Origin of the sequence: Corynebacterium sp. UMB9976 (assembly GCF_030212265.1) — a bacterium.
Classification (GTDB): domain Bacteria; phylum Actinomycetota; class Actinomycetes; order Mycobacteriales; family Mycobacteriaceae; genus Corynebacterium.
The window spans coordinates 17,198-39,962 of record NZ_JASODY010000010.1; the positions used below are offsets into that span (position 1 = coordinate 17,198).

Genomic DNA, 22,765 nt, shown 5'->3' on the forward strand with positions numbered 1-22,765 from the left:
GGGAGGCGCGGTCGCGGGGCTATACCCCGCGGGATAACGAGACCTTAGGCGGTCTCGTTCAGCGGGTTCTTCACCCAGCTCATCAGGTCGCGCAGCTTCTCGCCAGTCTTCTCGATCTCGTGATCGTTGTAGCTAGCGCGCAATTCCTCGAGCTCCTTGTTGCCACCCTCGACGTTGGCGACGAGGCGCTTGGTGAAGGTGCCGTCCTGAATATCGGACAGGATGCCCTTCATGCGCTCCTTGGTATCGGCGTCGATGACGCGCGGGCCGGAGATGTAGCCGCCGAACTCCGCGGTATCGGAGACGGAGTAGTTCATGTTCTTGATGCCGCCCTCGAAGATGAGGTCGACGATCAGCTTCAGCTCGTGCAGGCACTCGAAGTAAGCCATCTCTGGCTCGTAGCCAGCCTCGACCAGAACCTCGAAGCCGGTCTTGATGAGCTCCTCGGTACCACCGCACAGGACGGCCTGCTCACCGAAGAGGTCGGTGACGGTCTCTGCCTCGAAGGTGGTCGGGATGACGCCCGCGCGGCCGCCGCCGATTGCCGCAGCGTAGGACAGAGCCAGGTCGCGGCCGTTACCCTTCGGGTCCTGCTCGACGGCGATCAGGCACGGAACACCCTTACCGTCGACGTACTGACGGCGCACCAGGTGGCCCGGCCCCTTCGGTGCGACCATGCCGATGGTGATGTTGTCCTCCGGCTTGATCATGCCGAAGTGAATGTTCAGGCCGTGACCGAAGAACAGGGCGTCGCCGTCCTTCAGGTTCGGGGCGATGTCGTTTTCGTAGATCTGTGCCTGGGAGGTATCCGGGGCGAGCAGCATGATGACGTCGGCCCACTCGCTGGCCTCGGCGTTGTTCAGGACCTTGAAGCCGGCCTCTTCAGCCTTCTCGCGGGACTTGGAGCCCTCGCGCAGGCCGATGGCAACCTCTACGCCGGACTCGCGGAGGTTCTGCGCGTGAGCGTGCCCCTGGGAGCCGTAGCCAATGATCGCAACCTTGCGACCCTGGATGATCGACAGGTCAGCGTCGTCGTCGTAAAAAACATCAATTGCCATGAGGTTTCAACCTTTCTCGCCAGCCGCGTCTGCCCGCGGCTGGCTATCGATGAGCATGTTTAGATTATAACAGAAATTTCACTCTTTGAGATGAAATTTACCATTCTATGAAATTTTGTCCGGGCGGGTGCCCCCGGTTTAACGGCTCGGCGCCATCGATCGCGGACCGCGGGACATCGCAGTCACGGAAGACTCGATGAGCTCGCGAATACCGAAGGGCTCCAGAACATCCAGCAGCGCCTGCAGCTTGGACGGAGTGCCCGTGGCCTCGATAATCAGCGAGTCCGGGCTGACGTCGACAACGTGCGCACGGAAGAGCTTCGCCGCCTCGACAACCTGGGTGCGGTTGCTATTGCCGGCAGCGACCTTGACCAGCAGAAGACCGCGCTGCACCGTGGTTTCCGGATCCTGACGCGAGACCTTGAGCACCGGAACCAGCTTGTTCAGCTGCTTCGTGATCTGCTCGACAACGATCTCCTCGCCCTCGACGACGAGCGTGATGCGATTGACGCCGTCGACCTCAGTGCGCCCCGAGCTAATGGAGACGATATTGAACGCACGCCGGGTGAACATTCCGGAGATGCGGGAGATGATGCCGTCCTCGTCCTGAGTCAGGACCGACAGAGTGTGAAGGTTGGACATTAGTTCTGTTCCCCTTCCTGGGCGTCGATGTTGTCGACTTCGGTGTCCTGAAATTCCTGCATGGTCTCGTGGATCTCGGCCGGGGTCTCCGCTGCCGATTCCTCGTCGTCGAAAAGCGGGCGCAGATCACGCGCATACTGCACCTCGTCGTTGGAGGTGCCGGCCGGAACCATCGGCCACACCTGGGCATCCTCCCCGACGATGAAGTCGATCACGACCGGGCGGTCATTGATTTCGCGTGCCTTCTTAATGGTCGGGAGGACGTCCTCCTCCTTCTCCACGCGGAAGGCGGCGCAGCCCATGGACTCCGCGAGCTGCAGGAAGTCCGGGAGGTAGGCCTCCTTGGGCTTGAGGTTGGTGTGCGAGTAGTGCCCGTCGTAGAACAGGGTCTGCCACTGGCGCACCATCCCGAGGTTGCCGTTGTTGATCAGCGCGATCTTGATCGGGAAGCCCTCGACCGCACAGGTGACGAGCTCCTGGTTTGTCATCTGGAAGCAGCCGTCACCATCGATGGCCCAAACTTCCTTATCCGGCGCGCCAGCCTTGGCCCCCATGGCCGCCGGCACCGCGTAGCCCATGGTGCCGAGGCCGCCGGAGTTCAGCCAGGTGCGCGGGTGCTCGAAGTCGAGGAACTGTGCGGACCACATCTGGTGCTGACCGACACCGGCGCAGTAAATCGCGTCGGGACCGACCTCCTTGGACAGGGTCTCGATGACGAACTGCGGGGCCATCTTCTCGTTCGGCGTGTGCTCGTAGCCGCGCGGGAAGTGCTCCTGCATCTCCCCCAGGTACTCACGCCACTCGGTGGTGTCCGGACGAGACAGACCGTGGGTATCGATCGCCTTGTGCAGCGCAGTGAGAACCTCCTTCGCGTCGCCGACGATCGGCACCTGAACCTCGCGAATCTTGCCGATTTCCGCAGGGTCGATGTCCGCGTGGATGACCTTGGCGTTCGGCGCGAAGCTCTCCAGCTTGCCGGTCACCCGGTCATCGAAGCGGGTACCGATGGCAATGAGCAGGTCGGAGCGCTGGAGGGCGGCCACTGCGGGCACGGAACCGTGCATACCCGGCATGCCCATGTGCAGCTCGTGCGACTCCGGGAAGGCACCGAGAGCCATCAGGGTGGTGACCACCGGGATGTCATTCGCTTCAGCGAAGGTCCGCAGCTCCTTGTGCGCCTCGGACTTGATGACGCCGCCACCGATGTAGAGCACTGGGCGCTTGGCCTTGCTAATGAGGCGCACAGCCTCCTCGACCTGGCGATCGTGGGGCGTGGTGACCGGGTGGTAGCCCGGCAGGTCGAACTGCGGTGGCCAGACGAAGTCCAGCTCGGCGTTCTGCACATCCTTCGGCACATCAACCAGCACCGCACCCGGGCGCCCGGTGGACGCCAGGTGGAAGGCCTCGGCCATCGCCGCCGGAATATCCTCCGGGCGGGTCACCATGAAGTTGTGCTTCGTAATCGGCATCGTCACGCCACGAATATCGGCCTCTTGGAAGGCATCGGTGCCCAGCAGCCCCTTGCCGACTTGACCAGTAATCGCCACGAGTGGAACGGAATCCATGTTGGCATCCGCGATCGGGGTGACCAGGTTCGTCGCACCCGGGCCGGAGGTAGCGATACACACGCCAACCTCACCGGTGACCTGGGCGTAACCCGTGGCGGCATGGCCGGCCCCCTGCTCGTGGCGCACGAGAACGTGGCGGAGCTTTTCGGAGCCATACAGGGCCTCATACAGCGGGAGGACGGCGCCACCCGGGAGCCCGAAGACCACGCCGGTCCCCAGCTCTTCAAGGGAACGCACGATCGCCTCTGCACCGTTAATGCGCTCGGGCTTGCGGGCCTGCGCGACGCCGCGGCTAGCCGCAGCGACCGTGGCGGGCGTGGGCTGTGAGCGTGAAGTGTTGTTCACGGTTTCAATCGCTCCTTGCTCGGCACGCGAGATTTTTACTCGCTTCTACTTCATCGGGGACAAAACAAGAACGCTGCAACCTGCCGCATTTCCCCGAATTTCGGTAACCGGCGGGCTGAGCATTGTGATGATACTAACAATATGAGCCCCGAATGGCAAACTTCGCGACCTGCAGGTTCTCAATAGTTGAAATGTTTATTCCCATAGAGTGATTGCATGAGCGTGCTTGGACGACCGAGAGAACTATCCCGGCCCGTGTCATCCCCCGCCCCTGTTCACAGCCAACAAGCTGCCTGAATTATCAGCAGAGACCCGGCACGGTCACAGGCTGTCTCGCTAAGGTTGTGCGCTATGCAAGCATCGACTTACTTCCTCACGCATTACGCGATCAAGGCCTGGGAATGGCTCATCCACCCCGGCCTCGCGCTGGCCGCACTAGCGGTCCTGGCAGTTCTGATACCGCGAGTCGGCAGACTGTGCGTCCGCGTCGTCGCCCAGCGGCTGGATGCCGATGAGGAATCCACGAAGTCCAAGCTCGCCCTCGCCGGCGCGCTGGTGTACCTCGTCGAAGCGGTGATCTACTTCATCATCGCCATCCGCGCCCTCACCCTGCTCGGCGTACCCGCAGCTTCGGCTGCCGTCCCCGCCACCGTCGTGTCCGCCGCGATTGGTTTCGGTGCGCAGAACATCATCGGGGACTTCCTCTCCGGTGTCTTCATCATCACCGAGCGCCAGTTCGGCGTCGGCGATTACGTGAGCTTCGAAGGCACAAACAATGTGGTGGAGGGCACCGTCGTCGCGCTCACCCTCCGCGCCACGAAGCTGCGTACCGCTAGCGGCGAGATGGTGACCGTCCCCAACGGCAAGGTCGGCGCGATCACCAACTTCTCCCAGGACTGGTCCCGCGCCTTCGTCGAAATCGATATCCCGCTGCGTCCCGGCGAGAACATCGACCACCTGGTCTCGCAGGTCGAAAAGGCAACCAAGCGCGCCGTATCCGCCCCCGACGTCAAGCCCAACGTCACCGGCGACGTCGACGTCATGCCCGCCATCGCCGTCGTCCAACCCCAGGCTGCCGGTCAGCCGTGGGCAGTGACCTTCCGCGTCACCGTCGACGTCGTCCCTGCGAAGCAGTGGGCCGTGGAACGCGCCATTCGCTCGGCCATTCTGAACACCTTCTGGGAGCGCATGGAAACCGTTCCCGCCTCGCCGTTCGGAGCAAAGGAAGCCTCCGGGACTTCCATCCCACACAGCACGGTGCCGGGAGCAGCCCCGACCACGGCAGCGGACGACTCCGCCCCCACGACCGTGTTCGCCACCCGGCAGGAAGCAAGCGCTTCTCCGCAGAGTTCGCCACATGACGGTGTCCACAGCACGGATACGTCTCGTCTGTCCGATGACGACGATTCCGGCACCCCACTGGACCCGGCAGAAGAGGTCGCGATCATCCGATCGAAGGACGACGGTCCGGGAGCAGCTTCCGACGGCGCGCTCATCGTTGGCACCGAGGACGACGATGAAGAAGACCTCGATTCCGGGGTATTCAAGCGATACGACTACAGCTCGCGCTTCCAGCGCTGGCTGACCTTCGGCGGCCGCACCAGGGTCTCCACCACCCTGCTGTTCATCTCACTCGTGGTCCTGGGGCTGCTGGCCGCAGCGTCCTCTAATCCGGACGACGGCCGCGCCGGCGTGCTCAACCCCGCTTATTGGAGCGACCGGCCGGCGAAGACCAGCGAACAGACCGAAACGCCTGCGCCGGAGCCGACGCAGCCCGCAACCCAGGACTCCCCGGAGCAAGAGGGGCAGCAGCCCCAACAGACTGGCCAGGCGGACAGCCCGGAGCCCCGCTCCACGCAGGAGCCGAACGCCAACGAACCGCAGCGCGGACAGCAGAACCAGGCCCCACAGCCGCAACAGCGAAACCAGAATCAGAATCAAAACCAGCAGTCCGATGGGAATCGCGGTGCCGAGGCACCGTCTCCCACCGGTGCTGGCTCCGGGACTGGTGCGGGAGACTTCGGCGGGGACGCCGGGGGCTTCTAACGCGATCACACTGAGAGCCCAGGACTGAGGAAAAGGGATTTAAGCCCCACCCCGGGCACCTGGTTAAATGGCTCACATGAGCGCCCAGGACAACAACCCCACGAATAAGCCCCGCCCCGACCACAACCACGGTCGACCGGCGGTGCGTCCCCAGACTTTCCACCCGAGCCGGGAAAACATCCTGGTCGGTTTCGTCATGTTCCTGATTAGCCTCATCTTCACCGGATACAACGTCTCGGCGTTCTTCTGGATCCCCCTGCTCCCACTGCTTTTCATCGGGTGGGTCATCAAGGCAGGGACCCGAGTGGATGGCAAGGGCATTACGGCCAAGCCTCTGATCCGGCCGTCCAAGACCGTGTCCTGGCAGGACTTCCAGGGCATCCGTTTCAACAAGGCGGGGAAGGCCTACGCCGCTGCCACAGATGATTCGCAATTCTGGCTGCCTGGCATCACCTTCAACAGCCTCCCCGCCCTCGCCGAGGCCACCGCCGGCCGCATCCCGGACCCCCTCACCCCGGCGCGCCTGGATATTCACAACAAGGTGCAGGTCGTCAACCGCGATGGTTCGGCTGTGCTGATGGACTCCGAGGATTACGCTGAGTACGAGAAGCAGCGTCGCGCGGAGTACGAGGCCGAGCACCCCACGGCCGAGCCAGCACCTGATGCGGATTCCGCCGCCTCCCCAGGTAACGCCGAGAATCCGGGTGCCAGCAGCACCCCCGAGCGCGCTCGCGATAACTAAAGAACACAACGTCGGCCTCGTGTTGCCCGCTTCCAGGGGACCATACGGGGCCGGATAGCCACTTTCACCCATAGAGATATTGAAGAGAGCACTTCGACAATGACATCTCAGGACAACACCACTTCTTTCGGAGCCTCGATCCCGCTGCGCTCCGACGTCACGACGCAGGGCCGCAACGCTGCAGGTGCACGTGCGCTGTGGCGCGCGACGGGCATGACGGACGACGATTTCCACAAGCCGATCATCGCCATCGCGAACTCCTATACCCAGTTCGTGCCGGGCCACGTCCACCTCAAGGACGTCGGCGACATCGTCGCTGAGGCCATCGAGGAGGCCGGCGGTGTGGCTCGCGAGTTCAACACCATCGCGGTCGACGATGGCATCGCGATGGGGCATGCCGGAATGCTCTACTCCCTGCCCTCCCGCGAGATCATCTCCGACAGCGTGGAGTACATGGTTAACGGGCACGCCGCGGACGCCCTGGTGTGCATCTCGAACTGCGACAAGATCACCCCGGGCATGCTGAACGCCGCGATGCGGTTGAACATCCCGGTCGTCTTCGTCTCGGGTGGCCCGATGGAGGCCGGTAAAGCCGTCGCCGTCGACGGCGTGGTCCAGGCCCCGACGGACCTGATCACCGCGATCTCGGCCTCCGCATCCGACAAGGTCGACGCCCAGGGGCTGCTGAACGTCGAGTCCGCAGCGTGCCCGACCTGTGGTTCCTGTTCCGGTATGTTCACCGCCAACTCCATGAACTGCCTCACCGAGGCGCTGGGCCTGTCCCTGCCGGGCAACGGCTCCACCTTGGCGACCCACGAGTACCGCCGCCGCCTGTTCACCCAGGCCGGCCACACCATCGTCGACCTGTGCCGCCGCTACTACGGCGAGGGCGACGAGTCCGTCCTGCCACGCAATATCGCGACCAAGCACGCCTTCCAGAACGCAATGGCGCTGGACATGGCGATGGGTGGGTCCACGAATACCGTGCTGCATATCCTCGCCGCCGCCCAGGAGGGCGAGGTGGACTTCACCCTGCAGGACATCGACGATCTCTCCCGCGAGGTGCCTTGCCTGTCCAAGGTCTCCCCGAACTCCGACTTCCACATGGAGGACGTCCACCGCGCCGGCGGTATCCCCGCGATCCTGGGTGAGCTGTGGCGTGGCGGCAAGCTCAATGAGGACGTCCACACCGTGCATGCAAGCAGCCTCTCCGAATGGTTGGAGGACTGGGACATCCGCGCAAAGAACCCGAGCGATGCCGCCATCGACCTCTTCCACGCCGCTCCGGGCGGGGTGCGCACCACCGAGGCCTTCTCCACCGAGAACCGCTGGTCCTCCCTGGACACTGATGCCGCCGGTGGCTGCATCCGCGACGTCGAGCACGCCTACACCGCCGACGGCGGCCTGGTGGTGCTGCGAGGCAACCTCGCCGAGGACGGCGCCATCATCAAGGCGGCCGGCATCGACGAGGAGCTGTGGCACTTCGAGGGCAAGGCCCTCGTCGTCGAATCCCAGGAGGACGCGGTGCGCGTGATCCTGGACAAGAAGGTCTCCCCAGGCGACTGCATCGTCGTCCGCTACGAGGGCCCGGCTGGTGGCCCGGGCATGCAGGAGATGCTGCACCCGACCGCCTTCCTGAAGGGCTCCGGTTTGGGTCGCGAGTGCGCGCTGATCACGGATGGCCGCTTCTCCGGCGGTTCCTCCGGCATCTCGGTCGGCCACATCTCCCCCGAGGCTGCCCACGGCGGGCTGATCGGCCTGGTCGAGGACGGCGACCCGATCCTCATCAACGTCCACAATCGCACGCTGGAGCTGCAGATCTCCGAAGACGAGATCGCGCGCCGTCGCGGCCAGATGGACGCCTCCGACACCCCGTGGCAGCCCACCACCCGCAAGCGCCGGGTGACCAAGGCCCTGCGCGCCTATGCGGCGATGGCAACCTCCGCCGATAAGGGCGCAGTTCGCGAGGTGAAGTAGCCACCATGGCTCAGGCCTCCTCCGGGTCCCCGGCTCCGCACACGACGGAGCGCGCGGGTCACGATCCGATGATCCGGGTGCGCGATGCGCACCTGCACAACCTGAAGCACATCGACGTCGACCTGCCCCGGGACACCCTCGTGGCGGTCACCGGCGTGTCGGGTTCGGGCAAGTCCAGCCTGGCCTTCGGCACCATCCACGGGGAGGCGCAGCGCCGCTACCTGGAGTCCGTCTCCCCCTTCGCACGCCGTCTCATTGGTGGCGCGGTCAACCCGCGCGTGGGATCTGTCACGGGGCTGCCGCCGACGGTGGCGCTGCAGCAGTCCACCACCCTGGGTGGGGCGCGCTCCTCGGTGGGCACGATCTCGAATATGTCGAATAGTATTCGGCTGCTCTTCTCCCGCTCCGGCAGCTACCCGGACGGCATGCGCGAGCGGTTGGAGTACGGCAGGCTCGATTCGGACGCCTTCTCCCCCAACACCACCGCCGGCATGTGCCCCGAGTGCCAGGGCACCGGCATCGTGCACCGGCCGACGGAAGAGTCGATGGTGCCGGATCCCAGCCTGTCCATCTGGGATGGTGCGATCGCCGCGTGGCCGGGAGCGTGGTTGGGCAAGAACTTCCGGGACATCCTGGGAACTCTCGGCTACCCGCTGGATATCCCGTGGCGGGATATTCCGCAGGAGGACCGCGACTGGATCCTGTTCACCGATGAGCAGCCCGTGGTCACCGTCCACCCGGTGCGGGATGAGAACGCCGTGCACGGTTCCTACAAGGGAAAGTGGCGCTCGGTTGCCACCTACCTCAACGACACCCTGGCGGAGACGGAGTCGGATAAGAACCGCCGCCGGGTGCTCTCCTTCATGCACTCATCGACGTGCCCGACGTGTCAGGGCCGCGGCTTTCAGCCGGATACCCTGCAGGTCACCTATGCCGGTTATGCCATCGACGAGTTCAATGGCCTGGCGTTGAAGGATGTTCTTGCTGTGCTGGAGGATCGCCTCCAGCACTTGGCGGGTATCGCCAAGCAGCAGTGGACCGAGCACGACGAGGCCGAGGAACTGTTGCTGGATCAGGTGCTGCCCACGGTGCGCGCCGCAATCGAGCTGGGGCTGGGGCACTTAAGCCTCTCCCGCCCGGCACGCAGCTTGTCTGCGGGCGAGCACCAGCGCCTGCGGCTGGCCTCCCAGTTGAACTCGAGCCTGTTCGGAACGACCTACGTGCTGGACGAGCCCTCGGCCGGTCTACACGTGGTGGAGCGGAAGGCGGTCTCTGAGCTGCTGCAGCGCTTCATCACTGCTGGGAACTCGGTGCTTCTGGTGGAGCACGATATGTCTCTGGTGGCCGGCTGCGCTTGGGTCGTGGACATCGGGCCTCGTGCTGGTGAGCGCGGCGGGCAGCTGGTGTTCTCCGGCCCTACTGACGAGTTCCGCGCCCGCGCCGACCAGCTGGGCTCCCCCACAGCCACCGCGCTGAACGAGGACTTCCCCGAGTTGACGGCCACTCCGGCCGGCACCGGTGAAGCGATCGGACTTCGTGGCGTGCACGCACGTGCCTTCGACGGGGCCGACGTGGACTTTCCGCTGGGGGCGCTGACCGCGGTCACGGGAGTGTCCGGCTCCGGCAAGTCCACCCTGGTCATCGGGGTTCTGGCCGACGTGGTGTCCCGCTCGGCCAAGCAGGTAGTCGGCGCCGACGAGGTCTCGGACGAGGACCCGGATGCTGAGGTCACGGCAAGCGCCGACGCTTACGGGGATTTCCGCGTGGATAGCGCCACGGGGGTCGATAAGATCCGCCGGTTGGTGCACATCACCCAGAAGCCGATTGGACGCACGGTGCGTTCTACCGTCGCGACCTACACGGGTCTGTTCGATCACGTCCGCAGGCTGTTCGCCGCGACCCCAGAGGCGAAGCGGCGGGGCATGTCAGTATCGGACTTTTCTTATAACACCAAAAAGGGCCGCTGCCCGGAGTGCGATGGCGCGGGCAGCATCGAGGTCGAGCTGGTGTTCCTGCCCGGCACGTACACCACCTGCCCGGCCTGCCACGGCAAGCGCTATAAGCCAGAGATCCTTGAGGTGCAGTGGAACGGCCGCAGCATCGCCGATATCTTGGCGCTGACCGTGGACGAGGCACTGGAGGTCTTCGCCGAGGAGCCGAGGATTCTTCGCTCCGTCGAATTTCTGCACGCCCTCGGCCTGGGCTACTTGCGACTGGGGCAGGGCTCCCCGGAGCTCTCTGGCGGCGAGGCGCAGCGCATCAAGCTGGCCTCGGAGATGCAACGCGGATCGGGCCACAAGCACAGCCTCTACCTCTTGGACGAGCCAACGACAGGACTGCATCCGGCGGACGTGGACCTGCTGCTCGCCCAGCTGCGTCATCTGGTCGACGACGGCGCGACGGTGGTCGTCGTCGAGCACGACCTCCGGGTGGTCGCGCAGGCAGACCACGTCATCGACGTCGGCCCGGGAGCCGGAGACGAGGGTGGCCAGATCCTAGCCACCGGGACGCCGGCGGCAGTCGCTCAGCAGGGTACGCAGCCGGATTCGCGCTCGGTGACGGCCCAGGTTCTGGCCGAACGAGCCGGATTGGTTTGAGCCTGAACGCCTAAGGACTGCCCAAAGGCATAAGAAAACCCGAGCCCTGGTGGGCTCGGGTTCTGCTTTCACTGGCGCTTGAGCGCGCCGTACCGCGAAATTTAAAAGGGGTTGCGACCGCCCGTGAGCAGCCAGAGCGCGGCGAACCCGGCGATGCCGAGGACGGCAAAGATCCAGGAGGAGGCTAGCGGTCGGGTCGCCCAGCTACGGGAGCGATCCAGGGATGCCCCGCCCGGGCCGGTGAAGATCAGGCTGAGGCTGATCAGCGCGTAGAGCGCCCACTGGTGGATCACCGGGTTCAGCCCGTAGGGCCACAGCGATCCCTGGTGGCCGGAAAGGTGGAAGGTCGCCATGAAGGCCGAGACCACGAAGGCGAGGGCGGCGGCGAACGGCGTGAGCAGCCCCAGGATCAGCAGCCCACCGGCGATGACCTCGGCGGCGGGGATAGCGACGGCGAGCACCCCAGATACGCTGAAGAAACTAAGCCGGCTTTCGAGAGCGCTGATGCCCGGATCCCCGGCAAAGCCAAAGAGGGTCTGCAGGCCGGAGATCAGCAGCACCGCGCCCGCGACGATGCGCAGGATGGCCAGGCCGAGGGACTGGGTACCGCGGCGGGTCTCCACTGGCTCGGCGACGGGGGCAAGTGGCTGGCCGTCAGGTCCGTAGGCAACCTCGCCCTCAGGCCCCACCGGCTGCGCGTTCGGATCCCACTGCGCGTCCGCGTCGAAGGGCCCCTGGGGGTGAGCTTCGCCCGGCTGTGCCGGGTAGCCCTGCGCGGCGGTGTCGGCGTCGTTCTTCGGAGCGCCGCCGCCCGTGGCGGACCCGCTGGCGGCTCCCGCGGCCCCTGCCCCGGCCACCCCAGCGCCGAGCGCTGCGGTGTTCGTGCCGGTCTGCGGCTGAGTCTGGTGCTGCGCCACTGTGCCCTGCGAGCCCGTGCCCGCACCAGCGCCAGAGAGGTCGAGCACCTCAGTGCGCTGGTCCTCGGCGGCGTCCGGATGCTTACCAGCCGCATCCGGAACATCGGCTGCCGGCACGGACTCAGCCTCGGGGGCCGGCTCCGGCGCGGGTGCCTCGATGCGCTGGGGGCGGGCGCGGCCCGCGAGGGCATAAATATCACGCGGACGGCTCTGCTCAGCGGTCCCCCGCTCTGCCACTCCTGCAGTGTCAGTCCGCTCCGCTGCGTCCTTGCCCTTGGCCGTGGCCTTAGCGTCAGCCGCTGCGGTGTCGGCCTTCTTAGCCTCGGCAGGCTGCGGACCAGCCGCCTTGGCTGCTGTCTTCGGGGCATCGCCCTTGGCAGACTTCGCCTGAGCGGAGGCTGGGGACTTGTCGTCACTCGACTTCGCCTTGGGCTTGGCCGCAGCCTTCGCGGTTGGCCCGTCCTTCGCAGCCGCCTTCTTATCCGCGGCAGCGGGGCCATTCTTCACGGTCTTCGCTGCTGGAGCAGCCGGAGCCTTCGGGGCGCCCGGCGCCTTCGGAGCACCCTTCGCGGCCGGATCCGGGGTTGCGCCCTCGTAATCTGGCACATCGATATCGGCGTACGGTTCCGATGCGCGGTCGCTGTGCCCGAAGGGCGAACCTCCAGGCGCCCCCTTCTGGGGCTTCTTGCCATTATTCGATGCGTCAGTCATGTCCCCAGCCTAAACGAGTTTCCCCAGGAACAGACCGAACAGACGCGGAGTGTCGGAGAACACTGCACCTGCCCAATCGAGCAACTTCCCTGGTATGAAGTTGTGAAACTCGCAGTTCAGGGCAGCCGCCCCAAGTGACTGACCTTTGTTGACATATCATCAATAATGGAGGAGGGCCTACCGTCTCAGGCCTCCAACAGAGCGCGCAAATATAGAAGACAGTGAGGGAAATGGCTTACGTTGAATCGGGCGGCGAATTCGACCGCGACATGAACTACATCGACGACCGCATCGTCAAGGACGTCGACAACTTCGACCCAGGCAACACCGCCTCCGGCAAAGGGCAGGCCTGGCCGGTGAAGCCCAATACCTACCGGCTGATCGCAGCCCGCGCCTGCCCATGGGCACACCGCGCGGTCATCACCCGGCGCCTGATGGGCCTGGAGGACGCGATCTCCCTGGGTCTAACCGGCCCCACCCACGACTGGAAGTCCTGGACCTTCGACCTCAACGAGGACTCCGTCGACCCCGTGCTGAAGATCGGCAAGCTCCGCGACGCTTACCTCAACCGCTACCGGGACTACCCTCGCGGAATCACCGTGCCGGCGATGGTGGACGTCGCGTCGAAGTCCGTGGTCAGCAACGACTTCTTCAGCATCGTCGAGGACCTCGCCACTCAGTGGACCGATTATCAGCGCCCCGGAGCCCCGGACCTCTACCCGGAGGCGTCGCGCGCGGAGATCGACGAGATCAACGAGCGCGTCTTCCGCACCGTCAACAACGGCGTCTACCGAGCAGGGTTCACCGGTTCGCAGGAGGCCTACGAGAAGGCCTTCAACGAGCTCTTCAGCACCCTCGACTGGCTGGAGGAACGACTGAGCAGCCGCCGCTACCTGGTCGGCAATCACATCACACTAGCGGATGTGTACCTCTACCCCACCCTGGTTCGCTTCGACATGGTGTATCACAACCACTTCAAGTGCAATCGAAACAAGATCTCGGAGATGCCGAACCTGTGGGGCTACCTGCGGGATCTCTTCCAGACACAGGGCTTCGGCGACAGCACGAACTTCCAGCAGATCAAGGACCACTACTTCCTGGTACACACGGACATCAACCCCACCGGGGTGGTCCCGGTCGGCCCAAACCCGGAGATCTTCTACACCGAGCACGGCCGCGAGGAGCTCCCGGGCAGCCCGTTCGGCGAGGGCACCGCCCCGGGCGCTCCCCAAGGGGAGGACCTGCTAGACGGCGACGAGGCCGGGGCCTTCGCCTAACCCGGCGGTTCGTTAGTTACGCTTCGGCACTAACGCTTGGTGCCGATCTTCTCGGCGACGTCCTCCAGCCCCTCGGTGATCTTCGAACCCGCGGAGGCACCGGTGGTTGCCGGGGAAATCAGCTCCACCCGGGCGCCCAGCTCGGCGATCGCCGGCTGGTCCAGAAGATCCGCGAAGGCCTCCTTGCCCTGCCCGCGGAAGTCCTCGACGAGGATGACGTCCGGAGCAAGCGCGGCGATGCGCTCCGGGTCTGCCGGTGCCGCACCCCGCATGCCCTCAGCCTCGGAGATCAGCTCGCCACCGGCCTCCTTCACCAGGCCGCTGGCCATCGTGGACGGCGCCATGATCATCTTCTTGCCGCCGCGAGCCATGAGCAGCAGGACGCGGGGCTTGGCTTCCTTGTCCAGCGACCCCACGATCTCATCGCGTCGCTCGCCGATCTTCGCGCTCAGCTCCTGGGCCTTGTCCTGCTCGCCGGTCAGCTCGCCGAGGGTGGTCATGCTCTTCATGAGGCTGTCGATGGAGCTCCAGTCGGAGTCCTTGAAGGTGTGAACCTTCACCCCGCTGTTGGCGAGTAGCTCCGCGGCAGAGCCCTCGGAACCGTGCCGCTCGGTCAGCACGACCAGATCCGGGTTGAGCGCCAGCACCTGCTCCGGGTCGGCGTGCACCCCATCGGGAAGCACGGTCTCGCCAACCGGCTTGCTGCCAGGGGTCGCCGGGGATGCCACGATGCGCTCGTGATCGACGAGCTCCACGAGCACGCTGGTCGCATCGGAAGACAAGGAGGCGATGCGCTGCGGCTTGGTTACCGCCTCTCCGGACTCGGTGGACTCCGCGCTGCGGCTTTCCTCCGCTCCCTGCGTAGCTTGCGCAGCGCCGTCGTCCTCAGCCGAGGAGCACGCCGCGGCGAAAGTGAACAGCGGGAGAGTCAGCGCGACCAGCGCGCGACGCCAGTGCTTACGGGCAGTAGTCATTCTCATCCTTAAAGTCTTTTGTCTTGGGTCTCGGGGCGTAGCGTTTCAGCGCTCCGCCACTGTGGGATTCGGGTTTACGGCGCATCCGGAAGCAGCGGCCAACCCGCCGCCACGCGGTGTCACAGCGGGGTGACTCGCAGGCTCTCCGTCACCGGGTCCGGCCTAATGTCCACCGGGACGCCGTAAACCTCGGATACCAGCTCCGGGGAAAGCACCGCCTCAGGCGGCCCCGTGGCAGCCACGTTCCGCTCCGCCATGAGGACGAGCCGGTCGCAGTACCGCGCCGCCAGGGTCAGGTCGTGCAGGACAACCACCACGGTCTTGCCCTGCTGTGCCTGTTCCCTCAGGAGGTTGAGCACCCGCACCTGGTGTTTAAGGTCGAGCGCGCTGGTGGGCTCATCGCACAGCAGAACCGGGGTGTCCTGCGCGATCGCGCGTGCGACGTGAACCAGCTGGCGCTCGCCGCCAGAAATCTGATTGACCGATTTCTCCCTCAGGTGCTCGATCCCCACCCTCGCCAGCGAGTCATCCACGATCCGGCGATCGGAGTCAGAGAACTGTTGGAAGCGGGAGACGTGAGGGTGGCGTCCGAACTGGACGACCTCGGCGACAGAGAAGTCGAAGCTCATCGTCGTGTCCTGGGGAACGACCGCCATCCGCTGGGCGCGCTGCCGGTCGGAGGCTCCAGCATCCAGCCAGACCCCGCGCAACAGCGTCGACTTGCCGGCCCCGTTGGGGCCGATGATTCCGGTGACCTGGCCCTGTTCGGCCGAAAAGGCGACATCGGAAAGAATGCCGGGGACGGTGATGCGGGCGTCAATCATGCCGACCACCCCGCCGGACGACGGCCACGCAGCAGCAGCCAGAGGAAGATCGGCGAACCGATGAAGGCCACGACCGTTCCGGTCTGCAGCGTGACTGGGGCGAAGAGCATGCGGGCGATCGTGTCTGCTGCCAGTAGAAAGGCCGCACCGGCCAGCGCAGCGGTGGGCAGCAAGGACTTGTGATTCGGGCCGATGATCAGGCGGATGAGGTGCGGCACCACGAGCCCCACGAAGCCGATCACACCGGAGACCGCCACCGCCGACGCGGTGATCAATGCAGCAACCGTAAGTGTGACAACGCGAACCCGGCGCACATTCACTCCCGTGGTGCGGGCAGCCTGGTCGCCCATCAGCAGGATGTTGAGGTCCCGGCTAAAGAGCAACAGAAGCACAATGCCGAGCACAATGGGCAGGCTCGCGATGGCGACGTGCTCCCAGGTGCGGGCGACAAGATCGCCGTTGAGCCAGAAAGCCACGCCGCGGATATCCGAGTCCGAGGGTGCGTTGGCGATCGCAGCCGAGGTGACCGCACCCAAAAACGCGCTGAGCGCAATACCGACGAGCACGAGGGTGGCCGGGCCTCCCCCGCGCATCGCCGCGGCCAGCTGCACGATGGCCACGGCTCCCAGCGCCCCGAGGAAAGCCGAGGCCGGCAGTGCCCAGGCGGCCACCGCGCTGAATCCGGTGACGATGGCCAGCACCGCGGCCGTCGCCGCCCCAGCGGACACACCGATGATGCCCGGGTCTGCCAGCGGGTTGCGGAAGACCGCCTGCATCACGGTTCCGGCCACGGCCAGGGCCGCGCCCACGAGAGCGGCGATGATTGCGCGGGGCAGGCGGATGGTCGCCACAACGTTATAAGCGCTCCCCAGCGCCGGATCCTGCCGGGCGATCTCTCCACGCCCAGTGATCTGCGCCCAGACGCTGGCCAGCACATCCGGCACCGCGATGGTGACCGGCCCGATGGCGAGCGCTGCGATAAAGAGAATTGCCGCCAGGATCGCCGCGATGGCGATTGCTACCGCCGGCGAGCTAAGACGACGTTTCTGCACACCGCGAACCTACCGTAACTGGTAGCCATTTTCAATATTTGTGCAGGCTATCACCTCTAGGCCAATCTTCGGCTGCCAAGCAGGAGTTAGTGGATTTTGGCCTCCTGCCCTTGCCACGCCTCGTCACGCAGTTCCCTCTTGCGCACCTTGCCGGTAGAGGTCCGGGGCAGCTCGTCGAGAATGACGATATCCTTGGGAACCTTATAGCCCGCCATATTCACCCGGCAGTGGGCGATGATCGCCTCAGAAATCGCCTCCGGATCATCCCCTCGAGCCTCCGACCGCAGCACCACGTACGCACGCGGCCTCTCGCCCCATTTCTCGTCCGGCACTCCAATGACCGCGCAATCGGAGACGTCCGGGTAACTGACGATGCCCTGCTCCACCTCGATGGTGGAAATGTTCTCACCGCCACTGACCACCACATCCTTGGCCCGATCCAGCAGCTGGATATAGCCATCGGGGTGCTTGACACCGAGATCGCCGGTGTGGAAATACCCACCCCGGAAGGCGATGCGGGTGGCTTCCTCATCCTCGAAGTATCCAGCCATCACCCCGTTGCCAGTCATGACGATTTCGCCCATCGTCGTACCGTCACTAGGCACCTCGACAATCGAATCATCATCTTCAGCGGTTTGCTCGATGACCAGTACCTCTTCGTTGGTGATCATTGCAACGCCCTGCCGGGCCTTGAGCACCGCGCGACGCCGGACAGTCATATCCGACCACTCGCGCTGCGGCTCGCAGACGGTAAACGGCCCATAGGATTCCGTCAGCCCATAAACGTGTGTGACTTCGATGCCGAGATTCTCACACCGAGTGATGATTGTGGGGCTCGGCGGGGCTCCCGCGGTCACGATCCTGAGGTTCTTCACGCGCCGCTTGTTCTCATCATCGACCAGCGTGGTGAGCACCGCGGGAGCGCCACACATGTGAGTGATCCCCTCTTCTGCGATCAAGCGCCACATCTCTGGCCCTCGCACCGCCCGGAGCGCTACCTGGGTTGCCGAAACTGCCATCGTCGCCCAGCCGGTACACCAGCCAGAGCAGTGAAACATGGGCAGCGTCCACAGATAGACGCTGTCGCTGGCGAATTTTTGCGCGTTAACCTCGCCGATAGCGTTGAGGTAGGCTCCGCGGTGCGTATACACGGCACCCTTCGGCTTTCCGGTCGTGCCCGAGGTGTAGTTGATCGCAATGGGCTCATTATCGTCGGCCACTCGGTAACTCAGATCCTCGCCCTCCCGGTGGGGTGCGATGAAATCCGCGAAAGAGGGGAACTTCCCGGGCTGGGTGCCGTCCAACTCTGGAATCTCCAACAACCGCAGTTCTTCTGGCAGTTCCTCAACCACGCCGGCTAGCAGGTCAGCTGCACCGATGAGGATATTAAACCCCGCATGACCTTGAATATAGGCCACCTCGGCCGCCGCGAGCCGGGTGTTGATAGGCACGGTCACTCCCCCAGCGAGAGGCACAGCAAACTGCGCCAGCAGAGCCTCGTAGCTATTCGGGGCAAGCACCCCTACCCGGTCGTGCAGCCCCAACCCGTGGGCCCGCAACGCACGAGCGAAGGCTTCCGCATCCTCTCGGAACTGCCTGAAGCTGATGCGCCGCACTCCGTCGATGCAGGCCGTGGCTTCTGGGAAGGTATTCGCGCTGCGCTCCAGGAACCGCAGCGGAGTCAGGGGAACATTCAGACCTCGATACTTAGTTTCCATAACCAACACGCTACATTCCCGCGCCCGCTTAAAGCGAGAGAAAATAAGAAACCTCCGAGCCCGTTTTCCCGGGGCCCGGAGGCTTCTACGCGAATCACCGCGCATCACGCACGCGAGCGGTGGCCGCGTGCGGTGCTAGTTCAGCTTCTCGGCGATCAGCTTATTGACCTGCGCCGGGTCAGCCTTACCCTTGGTTGCCTTCATCACGGCACCCACGATCGCGCCGGTGACCTTCTTATTGCCCGCGCGGTACTTCTCCACGATGTCCGGGTTTGCAGCCAGGGCCTCGTCGACGGCGGCCTCGATCGCGCCGTCGTCGCGGACGACCTCCAGGCCACGATCCTTGACCACCTGGTCGACGTCACCCTCCCCTGCCAGCACACCGTCGACGGCCTGGCGGGCGAGCTTGGTGGTCAGCTTGCCTTCCTTGACCAGCTCGATGATGCGGGCGACCTGTGCTGGGGTGATGTCGAGCTGCTCCAGCTCCACGCCCTGCTCATTGGCCTTCTGCGCCAGGTAGGCCACCCACCAGCTGCGGGCATCCGCCGGATCCGCGCCAGCCTCGGTGGTCTCCACGATCAGGTCGAGCGCACCAGCGTTGACGAGGTCGCGCATCTCCGCGTCCGGCAGACCCCACTCCTTCTGGATTCGGGCGCGGCGGATCCACGGCATCTCCGGTAGGGTCGCGCGGATCTCCTCGACCCACTCCTCCGGCGCAAGCACCGGCGGCAGATCCGGGTCATTGAAGTAACGGTAGTCCGCCATGGACTCCTTCGGACGACCCTTCGAGGTGGTGCCGTCCTCCTGGTAGTGGCGGGTCTCCTGCTGGATCTCCACCCCGTTGACGAGGCAGGCGGCGTGGCGCTGCATCTCGAAGCGCACGGCCTGCTCCACGGAGCGCAGGGAGTTGATGTTCTTGGTCTCCGTGCGGGTGCCGAACTCGGTGCTGCCCTTCTCGCGCAGGGAGAGATTCGAGTCCACGCGCATGGAACCCTGGTCCATGCGGGCATTGGACACGCCGAGGGCCTTGACCAGGTCGCGCAGCGCGGTGACATAGGCGCGTGCGATCTCCGGGGCGCGCTCGCCAGCGCCCTCGATCGGCTTCGTGACGATCTCAATCAGTGGCACCCCGGCGCGGTTGCAGTCCACCAGGGAGGCCGTCGCACCGTGGATACGGCCGGAGGCGCCACCGAGGTGGGTCAGCTTGCCGGTGTCCTCCTCCATGTGGGCGCGCTCAATCTCGACGCGCCACTCAGTGCCGTCATCGAGGACGACGTCCAGGTAGCCGTCGTAGGCGATCGGCTCATCGTACTGGCTGATCTGGTAGTTCTTCGGCTGGTCTGGGTAGAAGTAATTCTTGCGCGCGAAGCGGGAGTACGGCGCGATCTTGCAGTTCAGTGCAAGCCCGATCTTGATGGCCCACTCCACACCCTGCTTGTTGACGACCGGCAGTGCGCCCGGCAGACCCAGGCTGCACGGGTCCACGTGGGTATTCGGATCCCCGCCGAAGGCAGCGGTCGAGGTGGAGAACATCTTGGTGTTCGTGGACAGCTCGACGTGGACCTCCATTCCCATCACGGGTTCGAAGCGCTCCAGCACTTCGTCGAAATCCATCACATCGTCGGAATAGTCATACAACTGCGCAGTCATGGCGCCCATCTTAGTACCTTTGCCACCGGGCATCTGTAATCGGCTCGGGTGCTTTTAGCCCAGCAGGCCCTGGAGGTTTTGGTAGCGGTAGTCCGGCACGGACTTCACCCGCCCGACGGCCTGCTCGAAGTCGATGAGGTCGATTTTCTCGCCGTGCAGGGCGGCTACTTTTCCGGTCTTGCCTTCCAGCACTGCCTTGGTCGCGTTGACCCCACAGCGGGTGGCCAGCACCCGGTCGAAGGCAGTCGGGGTCCCGCCGCGCTGCATGTGCCCCAGCACCGAGGAACGCACCTCCACTCCCAGGCGCTTCTCCACGGCTCGGGCTACCTGGTAGCCCATGCCCTGGAGCTTGACGTGCCCGAACTCGTCGAGCTCCTCTTCCCCGTCGCCTTGGCCGTCCAGGCTGCCGCCCTTCGGTTCCGCGCCTTCTGCCACGCAGATGATCCCGTAGCGCTCGCCCTGCTCGAAGCGCTTCTCCATGCGGGCGCAGACCTCGTCGATGTCGAAGGGGAACTCCGGCAGCAGCACGTCGTGGGCACCACCGGCCATGCCCGCATGCAGCGCGATCCAACCGGTGTGGCGCCCCATGACCTCAACGATCATGACGCGCTTGTGGGACTCCGCCGTGGTGTGCAGGCGGTCGATGGCCTCGGTGGCCACGGCGACGGCGGAGTCGAAGCCGAAGGTGTAATCCATGCCGTCGACGTCGTTGTCGATGGTCTGCGGAATGCCGACGACCGGGATGCCGTTGTCGTGCAAGAACTGTGCACCCCGCAGGGTGCCGTCGCCGCCGATCGGGATCAACGCGTCGACCTCGTGCTCCGCAAGGTTGGCCTTGATTGTGTCGATCTGCGCCTTGAACTTATCCGGGTGCAGCCGACCAGTGCCGAGAATCGTGCCGCCGTAACGAATGATGCGGTCGATGTAGGCGTCGTCGTAGAGCGGGACCACGCGGTTTTCCACCAGCCCCTGGTAACCATCCTCGAAGCCAATAACCTCGACACCGGCGGCACCCGCGGTGCGCACGACACCACGAATCACTGCATTCAAGCCGGGGCAATCCCCACCACTGGTCAAAATCGCGATACGCATATCCTTAAGCTCTCCTCCCGAGCTGTGCCACCGGCACGTGTGCTTCCGTTGCAGCCTTACGCCAGCAACACTAGTTGCGCGGGGCAGGTCCTGGCTTAGCACTTCCCGAGACGGCCGTGGCTACGAGCCCGACCAGCAGCGCAGCGGCGATCGGGAGGAAGGACTGGCCGAAGGCATAAGCAAGCTGCTCCCCCGCACCGTCGCCGTAGTGGCTCAAGCGCACCTGGAGGACGGCGCCCACCACGGCCACGCCGGTGACCGCACCGACCTGGCGGATCGTGTTATATGCCCCCGATCCGGCACCGGCCAGGTGGGGTGGCAAGTCCCGCAGCGTCATCGCGGAGTTGGGCGACCAGAAGGCAGCGTTGCCCGCCCCCATCAGCAGCATGGGCACGATGATCGCCCCGGCCGATCCTCCCGGGCGAAGGCAGAAAAACAACCCGAGAATCCCGGCGATCATGAACACGAAGCCGGCCACGGCGATGGGCCGGGCGTCCTTCCGGTCGATGAGCCAACCGATCCAGGGCGACAGCGGCAGCGCCAGAACGGACATGGGCAGCACATAGGCCACGGCCGTCATCGCGGAGAGCCCGTGAACCTGCTGCAAGTACATCATCAGCGGCAGCATCATGCTTGCGGTGGCAAAGCCCATCGTGAAGATAGCGAGGTTTCCCATCGCGAAGCTGCGACGGGAAAACAGCGTGGTCGGCAAGACCGGATCCTTACCTCCCGCGCCGTGCGTGAGCAGGGCCTGGCGGCGGAAGAAGAGCACGCCGATGGCGATACCCACAGCCATCACGGCCCAGATCCACCAAGCCCAGGCCACGCTCTCGCCCTGCTGAATCGCAAAAATGAGGCAGCTGACCGCGAGCATGGACTGAGCCATCGAGATCCCGTCGATGGGCTTATCAGTGGGCTCAAAGGGCGGCACCCAGGCTGCGACCATTCCGATGGACAGGATGCCGATGGGAACGTTGACCAAGAAGATCCAGTGCCACGAGAGCGTGGAGGTGATGACCCCTCCCAGGATCGGCCCCATCATGGTGGATAGGCCTGCCACGGCACCCCACACCCCCATGGCCGCACCCCGCTTCTCTCGCGGAAAGACCCGGTTGATCACCGACATGGTCTGCGGGGTCAGCAGTGCGGCGCCGAGCCCCTGCACCGCCCGGGAGATCATCAGCCACTCGATCGTCGCGGAGTAGCTGCACGCCAGTGAGGCCAGCGTGAAGATCACCATGCCCACGATGTAGACGTTCTTCGGCCCGTAGCGGTCCCCCAGCCGCCCGGTGACCAGCAGCGGGACGGCGAAGAAGAGCAAGTACACCGAGGTCACCCAGATGACCTGGTTATAGGTGGCGTCCAGCTGTGCCTGCAGATCCGGGGTGGCAACGGCCACGATCGATTGATCCAGCAGGATCATGAAGAAACCGATGCAGAGGGCGGTCAGCGCCCGCCAGGCCGCCACGCTGTTCAGCGGGAGGGTCGGATACTTGTGCTCAGTCACAGGCACCATCTAATCACCTCCCCGGTCCGCTCTCCCCTCCCCGGGCCACGCCGGGCGGGAAGGCCGGG

General features: G+C 65.0%; 16 protein-coding genes. 5 read left to right on the top strand and 11 right to left on the bottom strand.

The annotated features are described in order from the left end of the window. Positions 1–44 precede the first annotated feature (44 nt). The 3 genes from ilvC to QP140_RS06080 form a co-directional block, all read right to left on the bottom strand. Positions 45–1,058, bottom strand: coding sequence for a ketol-acid reductoisomerase (gene ilvC / locus QP140_RS06070; RefSeq protein ID WP_012360004.1), 1,014 nt, complete (start codon positions 1,056–1,058; stop codon positions 45–47). 138 nt (positions 1,059–1,196) lie between these two features. Continuing rightward, complete coding sequence (ilvN, locus tag QP140_RS06075; protein ID WP_070759343.1) at positions 1,197–1,700, bottom strand: acetolactate synthase small subunit; 504 nt, start codon at positions 1,698–1,700, stop codon at positions 1,197–1,199. Next, positions 1,700–3,613 carry an acetolactate synthase large subunit gene (locus QP140_RS06080; RefSeq protein ID WP_284758671.1) on the bottom strand — a complete coding sequence of 638 codons (1,914 nt, stop codon included), beginning with the start codon at positions 3,611–3,613 and terminating at the stop codon, positions 1,700–1,702. The genes ilvN and QP140_RS06080 overlap by 1 nt, the downstream gene beginning before the upstream one ends. A 351-nt stretch (positions 3,614–3,964) precedes the next feature. Between QP140_RS06080 and QP140_RS06085 the strand changes: the two genes are divergently transcribed. The 4 genes from QP140_RS06085 (at position 3,965) to QP140_RS06100 (ending at position 10,975) form a co-directional block, all read left to right on the top strand. Continuing rightward, positions 3,965–5,659, top strand: coding sequence for a mechanosensitive ion channel family protein (locus QP140_RS06085; RefSeq protein ID WP_284758672.1), 1,695 nt, complete (start codon positions 3,965–3,967; stop codon positions 5,657–5,659). Between the two features lie 76 nt (positions 5,660–5,735). Continuing rightward, positions 5,736–6,401 (top strand): PH domain-containing protein, encoded by a 666-nt coding sequence (locus QP140_RS06090; RefSeq protein ID WP_284758673.1) that lies wholly within the window; start codon positions 5,736–5,738, stop codon positions 6,399–6,401. Between the two features lie 99 nt (positions 6,402–6,500). Beyond that, the gene (ilvD, locus tag QP140_RS06095) at positions 6,501–8,378 is read left to right on the top strand and encodes a dihydroxy-acid dehydratase (RefSeq protein WP_284758674.1); all 1,878 of its coding nucleotides are present in this window, start codon (positions 6,501–6,503) and stop codon (positions 8,376–8,378) included. A gap of 5 nt (positions 8,379–8,383) precedes the next feature. Next, positions 8,384–10,975 (top strand): excinuclease ABC subunit UvrA, encoded by a 2,592-nt coding sequence (locus tag QP140_RS06100; protein ID WP_284758675.1) that lies wholly within the window; start codon positions 8,384–8,386, stop codon positions 10,973–10,975. 101 nt (positions 10,976–11,076) lie between these two features. Here QP140_RS06100 and QP140_RS06105 read toward each other — a convergent pair whose 3' ends face one another. Next, complete coding sequence (locus tag QP140_RS06105) at positions 11,077–12,603, bottom strand: DoxX family protein (protein ID WP_284758676.1); 1,527 nt, start codon at positions 12,601–12,603, stop codon at positions 11,077–11,079. A 230-nt stretch (positions 12,604–12,833) separates the two neighbouring features. On the opposite strand from QP140_RS06105, the gene QP140_RS06110 reads away from it, so the two are divergent. Then, positions 12,834–13,880 (top strand): glutathione S-transferase family protein, encoded by a 1,047-nt coding sequence (locus tag QP140_RS06110; protein WP_284758677.1) that lies wholly within the window; start codon positions 12,834–12,836, stop codon positions 13,878–13,880. A 29-nt stretch (positions 13,881–13,909) separates the two neighbouring features. On the opposite strand, the gene QP140_RS06115 is transcribed toward QP140_RS06110, so the two are convergent. The 7 genes from QP140_RS06115 to QP140_RS06145 all read right to left on the bottom strand — a co-directional run bounded on the left by QP140_RS06115 (position 13,910) and on the right by QP140_RS06145 (position 22,706). After that, the gene (locus QP140_RS06115; protein ID WP_284758678.1) at positions 13,910–14,854 is read right to left on the bottom strand and encodes an ABC transporter substrate-binding protein; all 945 of its coding nucleotides are present in this window, start codon (positions 14,852–14,854) and stop codon (positions 13,910–13,912) included. A gap of 119 nt (positions 14,855–14,973) precedes the next feature. Continuing rightward, a complete protein-coding gene (locus tag QP140_RS06120) occupies positions 14,974–15,678 on the bottom strand; it encodes an ABC transporter ATP-binding protein (protein WP_284758679.1) in 705 nt (234 codons plus the stop codon). Then, the gene (locus QP140_RS06125; protein WP_284758680.1) at positions 15,675–16,730 is read right to left on the bottom strand and encodes a FecCD family ABC transporter permease; all 1,056 of its coding nucleotides are present in this window, start codon (positions 16,728–16,730) and stop codon (positions 15,675–15,677) included. Before QP140_RS06125 ends, QP140_RS06120 begins: the two co-directional genes overlap by 4 nt. A gap of 86 nt (positions 16,731–16,816) precedes the next feature. Then, entirely contained in the window at positions 16,817–18,448 is a 1,632-nt protein-coding gene (locus QP140_RS06130; protein WP_284758681.1) for an AMP-binding protein, read from the bottom strand. 135 nt (positions 18,449–18,583) lie between these two features. Next, positions 18,584–20,098 carry an Asp-tRNA(Asn)/Glu-tRNA(Gln) amidotransferase subunit GatB gene (gene gatB, locus QP140_RS06135; RefSeq protein WP_173362309.1) on the bottom strand — a complete coding sequence of 505 codons (1,515 nt, stop codon included), beginning with the start codon at positions 20,096–20,098 and terminating at the stop codon, positions 18,584–18,586. 54 nt (positions 20,099–20,152) lie between these two features. Further along, positions 20,153–21,190, bottom strand: coding sequence for a 6-phosphofructokinase (locus QP140_RS06140; protein WP_148812430.1), 1,038 nt, complete (start codon positions 21,188–21,190; stop codon positions 20,153–20,155). A 70-nt stretch (positions 21,191–21,260) separates the two neighbouring features. Further along, a complete protein-coding gene (locus tag QP140_RS06145) occupies positions 21,261–22,706 on the bottom strand; it encodes an MFS transporter (protein WP_284758682.1) in 1,446 nt (481 codons plus the stop codon). Positions 22,707–22,765: the final 59 nt, after the last annotated feature.

Coding starts and splice junctions, on each gene's coding strand:
- ilvC (WP_012360004.1), bottom strand. CDS start 1,058: ATGGCAATTGATGTTTTTTACGACGACGACGCTGACCTGTCGATCATC.
- ilvN (WP_070759343.1), bottom strand. CDS start 1,700: ATGTCCAACCTTCACACTCTGTCGGTCCTGACTCAGGACGAGGACGGC.
- QP140_RS06085 (WP_284758672.1), top strand. CDS start 3,965: ATGCAAGCATCGACTTACTTCCTCACGCATTACGCGATCAAGGCCTGG.
- QP140_RS06090 (WP_284758673.1), top strand. CDS start 5,736: ATGAGCGCCCAGGACAACAACCCCACGAATAAGCCCCGCCCCGACCAC.
- ilvD (WP_284758674.1), top strand. CDS start 6,501: ATGACATCTCAGGACAACACCACTTCTTTCGGAGCCTCGATCCCGCTG.
- QP140_RS06100 (WP_284758675.1), top strand. CDS start 8,384: ATGGCTCAGGCCTCCTCCGGGTCCCCGGCTCCGCACACGACGGAGCGC.
- QP140_RS06105 (WP_284758676.1), bottom strand. CDS start 12,603: ATGACTGACGCATCGAATAATGGCAAGAAGCCCCAGAAGGGGGCGCCT.
- QP140_RS06110 (WP_284758677.1), top strand. CDS start 12,834: ATGGCTTACGTTGAATCGGGCGGCGAATTCGACCGCGACATGAACTAC.
- QP140_RS06115 (WP_284758678.1), bottom strand. CDS start 14,854: ATGACTACTGCCCGTAAGCACTGGCGTCGCGCGCTGGTCGCGCTGACT.
- QP140_RS06120 (WP_284758679.1), bottom strand. CDS start 15,678: ATGATTGACGCCCGCATCACCGTCCCCGGCATTCTTTCCGATGTCGCC.
- QP140_RS06130 (WP_284758681.1), bottom strand. CDS start 18,448: ATGGAAACTAAGTATCGAGGTCTGAATGTTCCCCTGACTCCGCTGCGG.
- gatB (WP_173362309.1), bottom strand. CDS start 20,098: ATGACTGCGCAGTTGTATGACTATTCCGACGATGTGATGGATTTCGAC.
- QP140_RS06140 (WP_148812430.1), bottom strand. CDS start 21,190: ATGCGTATCGCGATTTTGACCAGTGGTGGGGATTGCCCCGGCTTGAAT.
- QP140_RS06145 (WP_284758682.1), bottom strand. CDS start 22,706: ATGGTGCCTGTGACTGAGCACAAGTATCCGACCCTCCCGCTGAACAGC.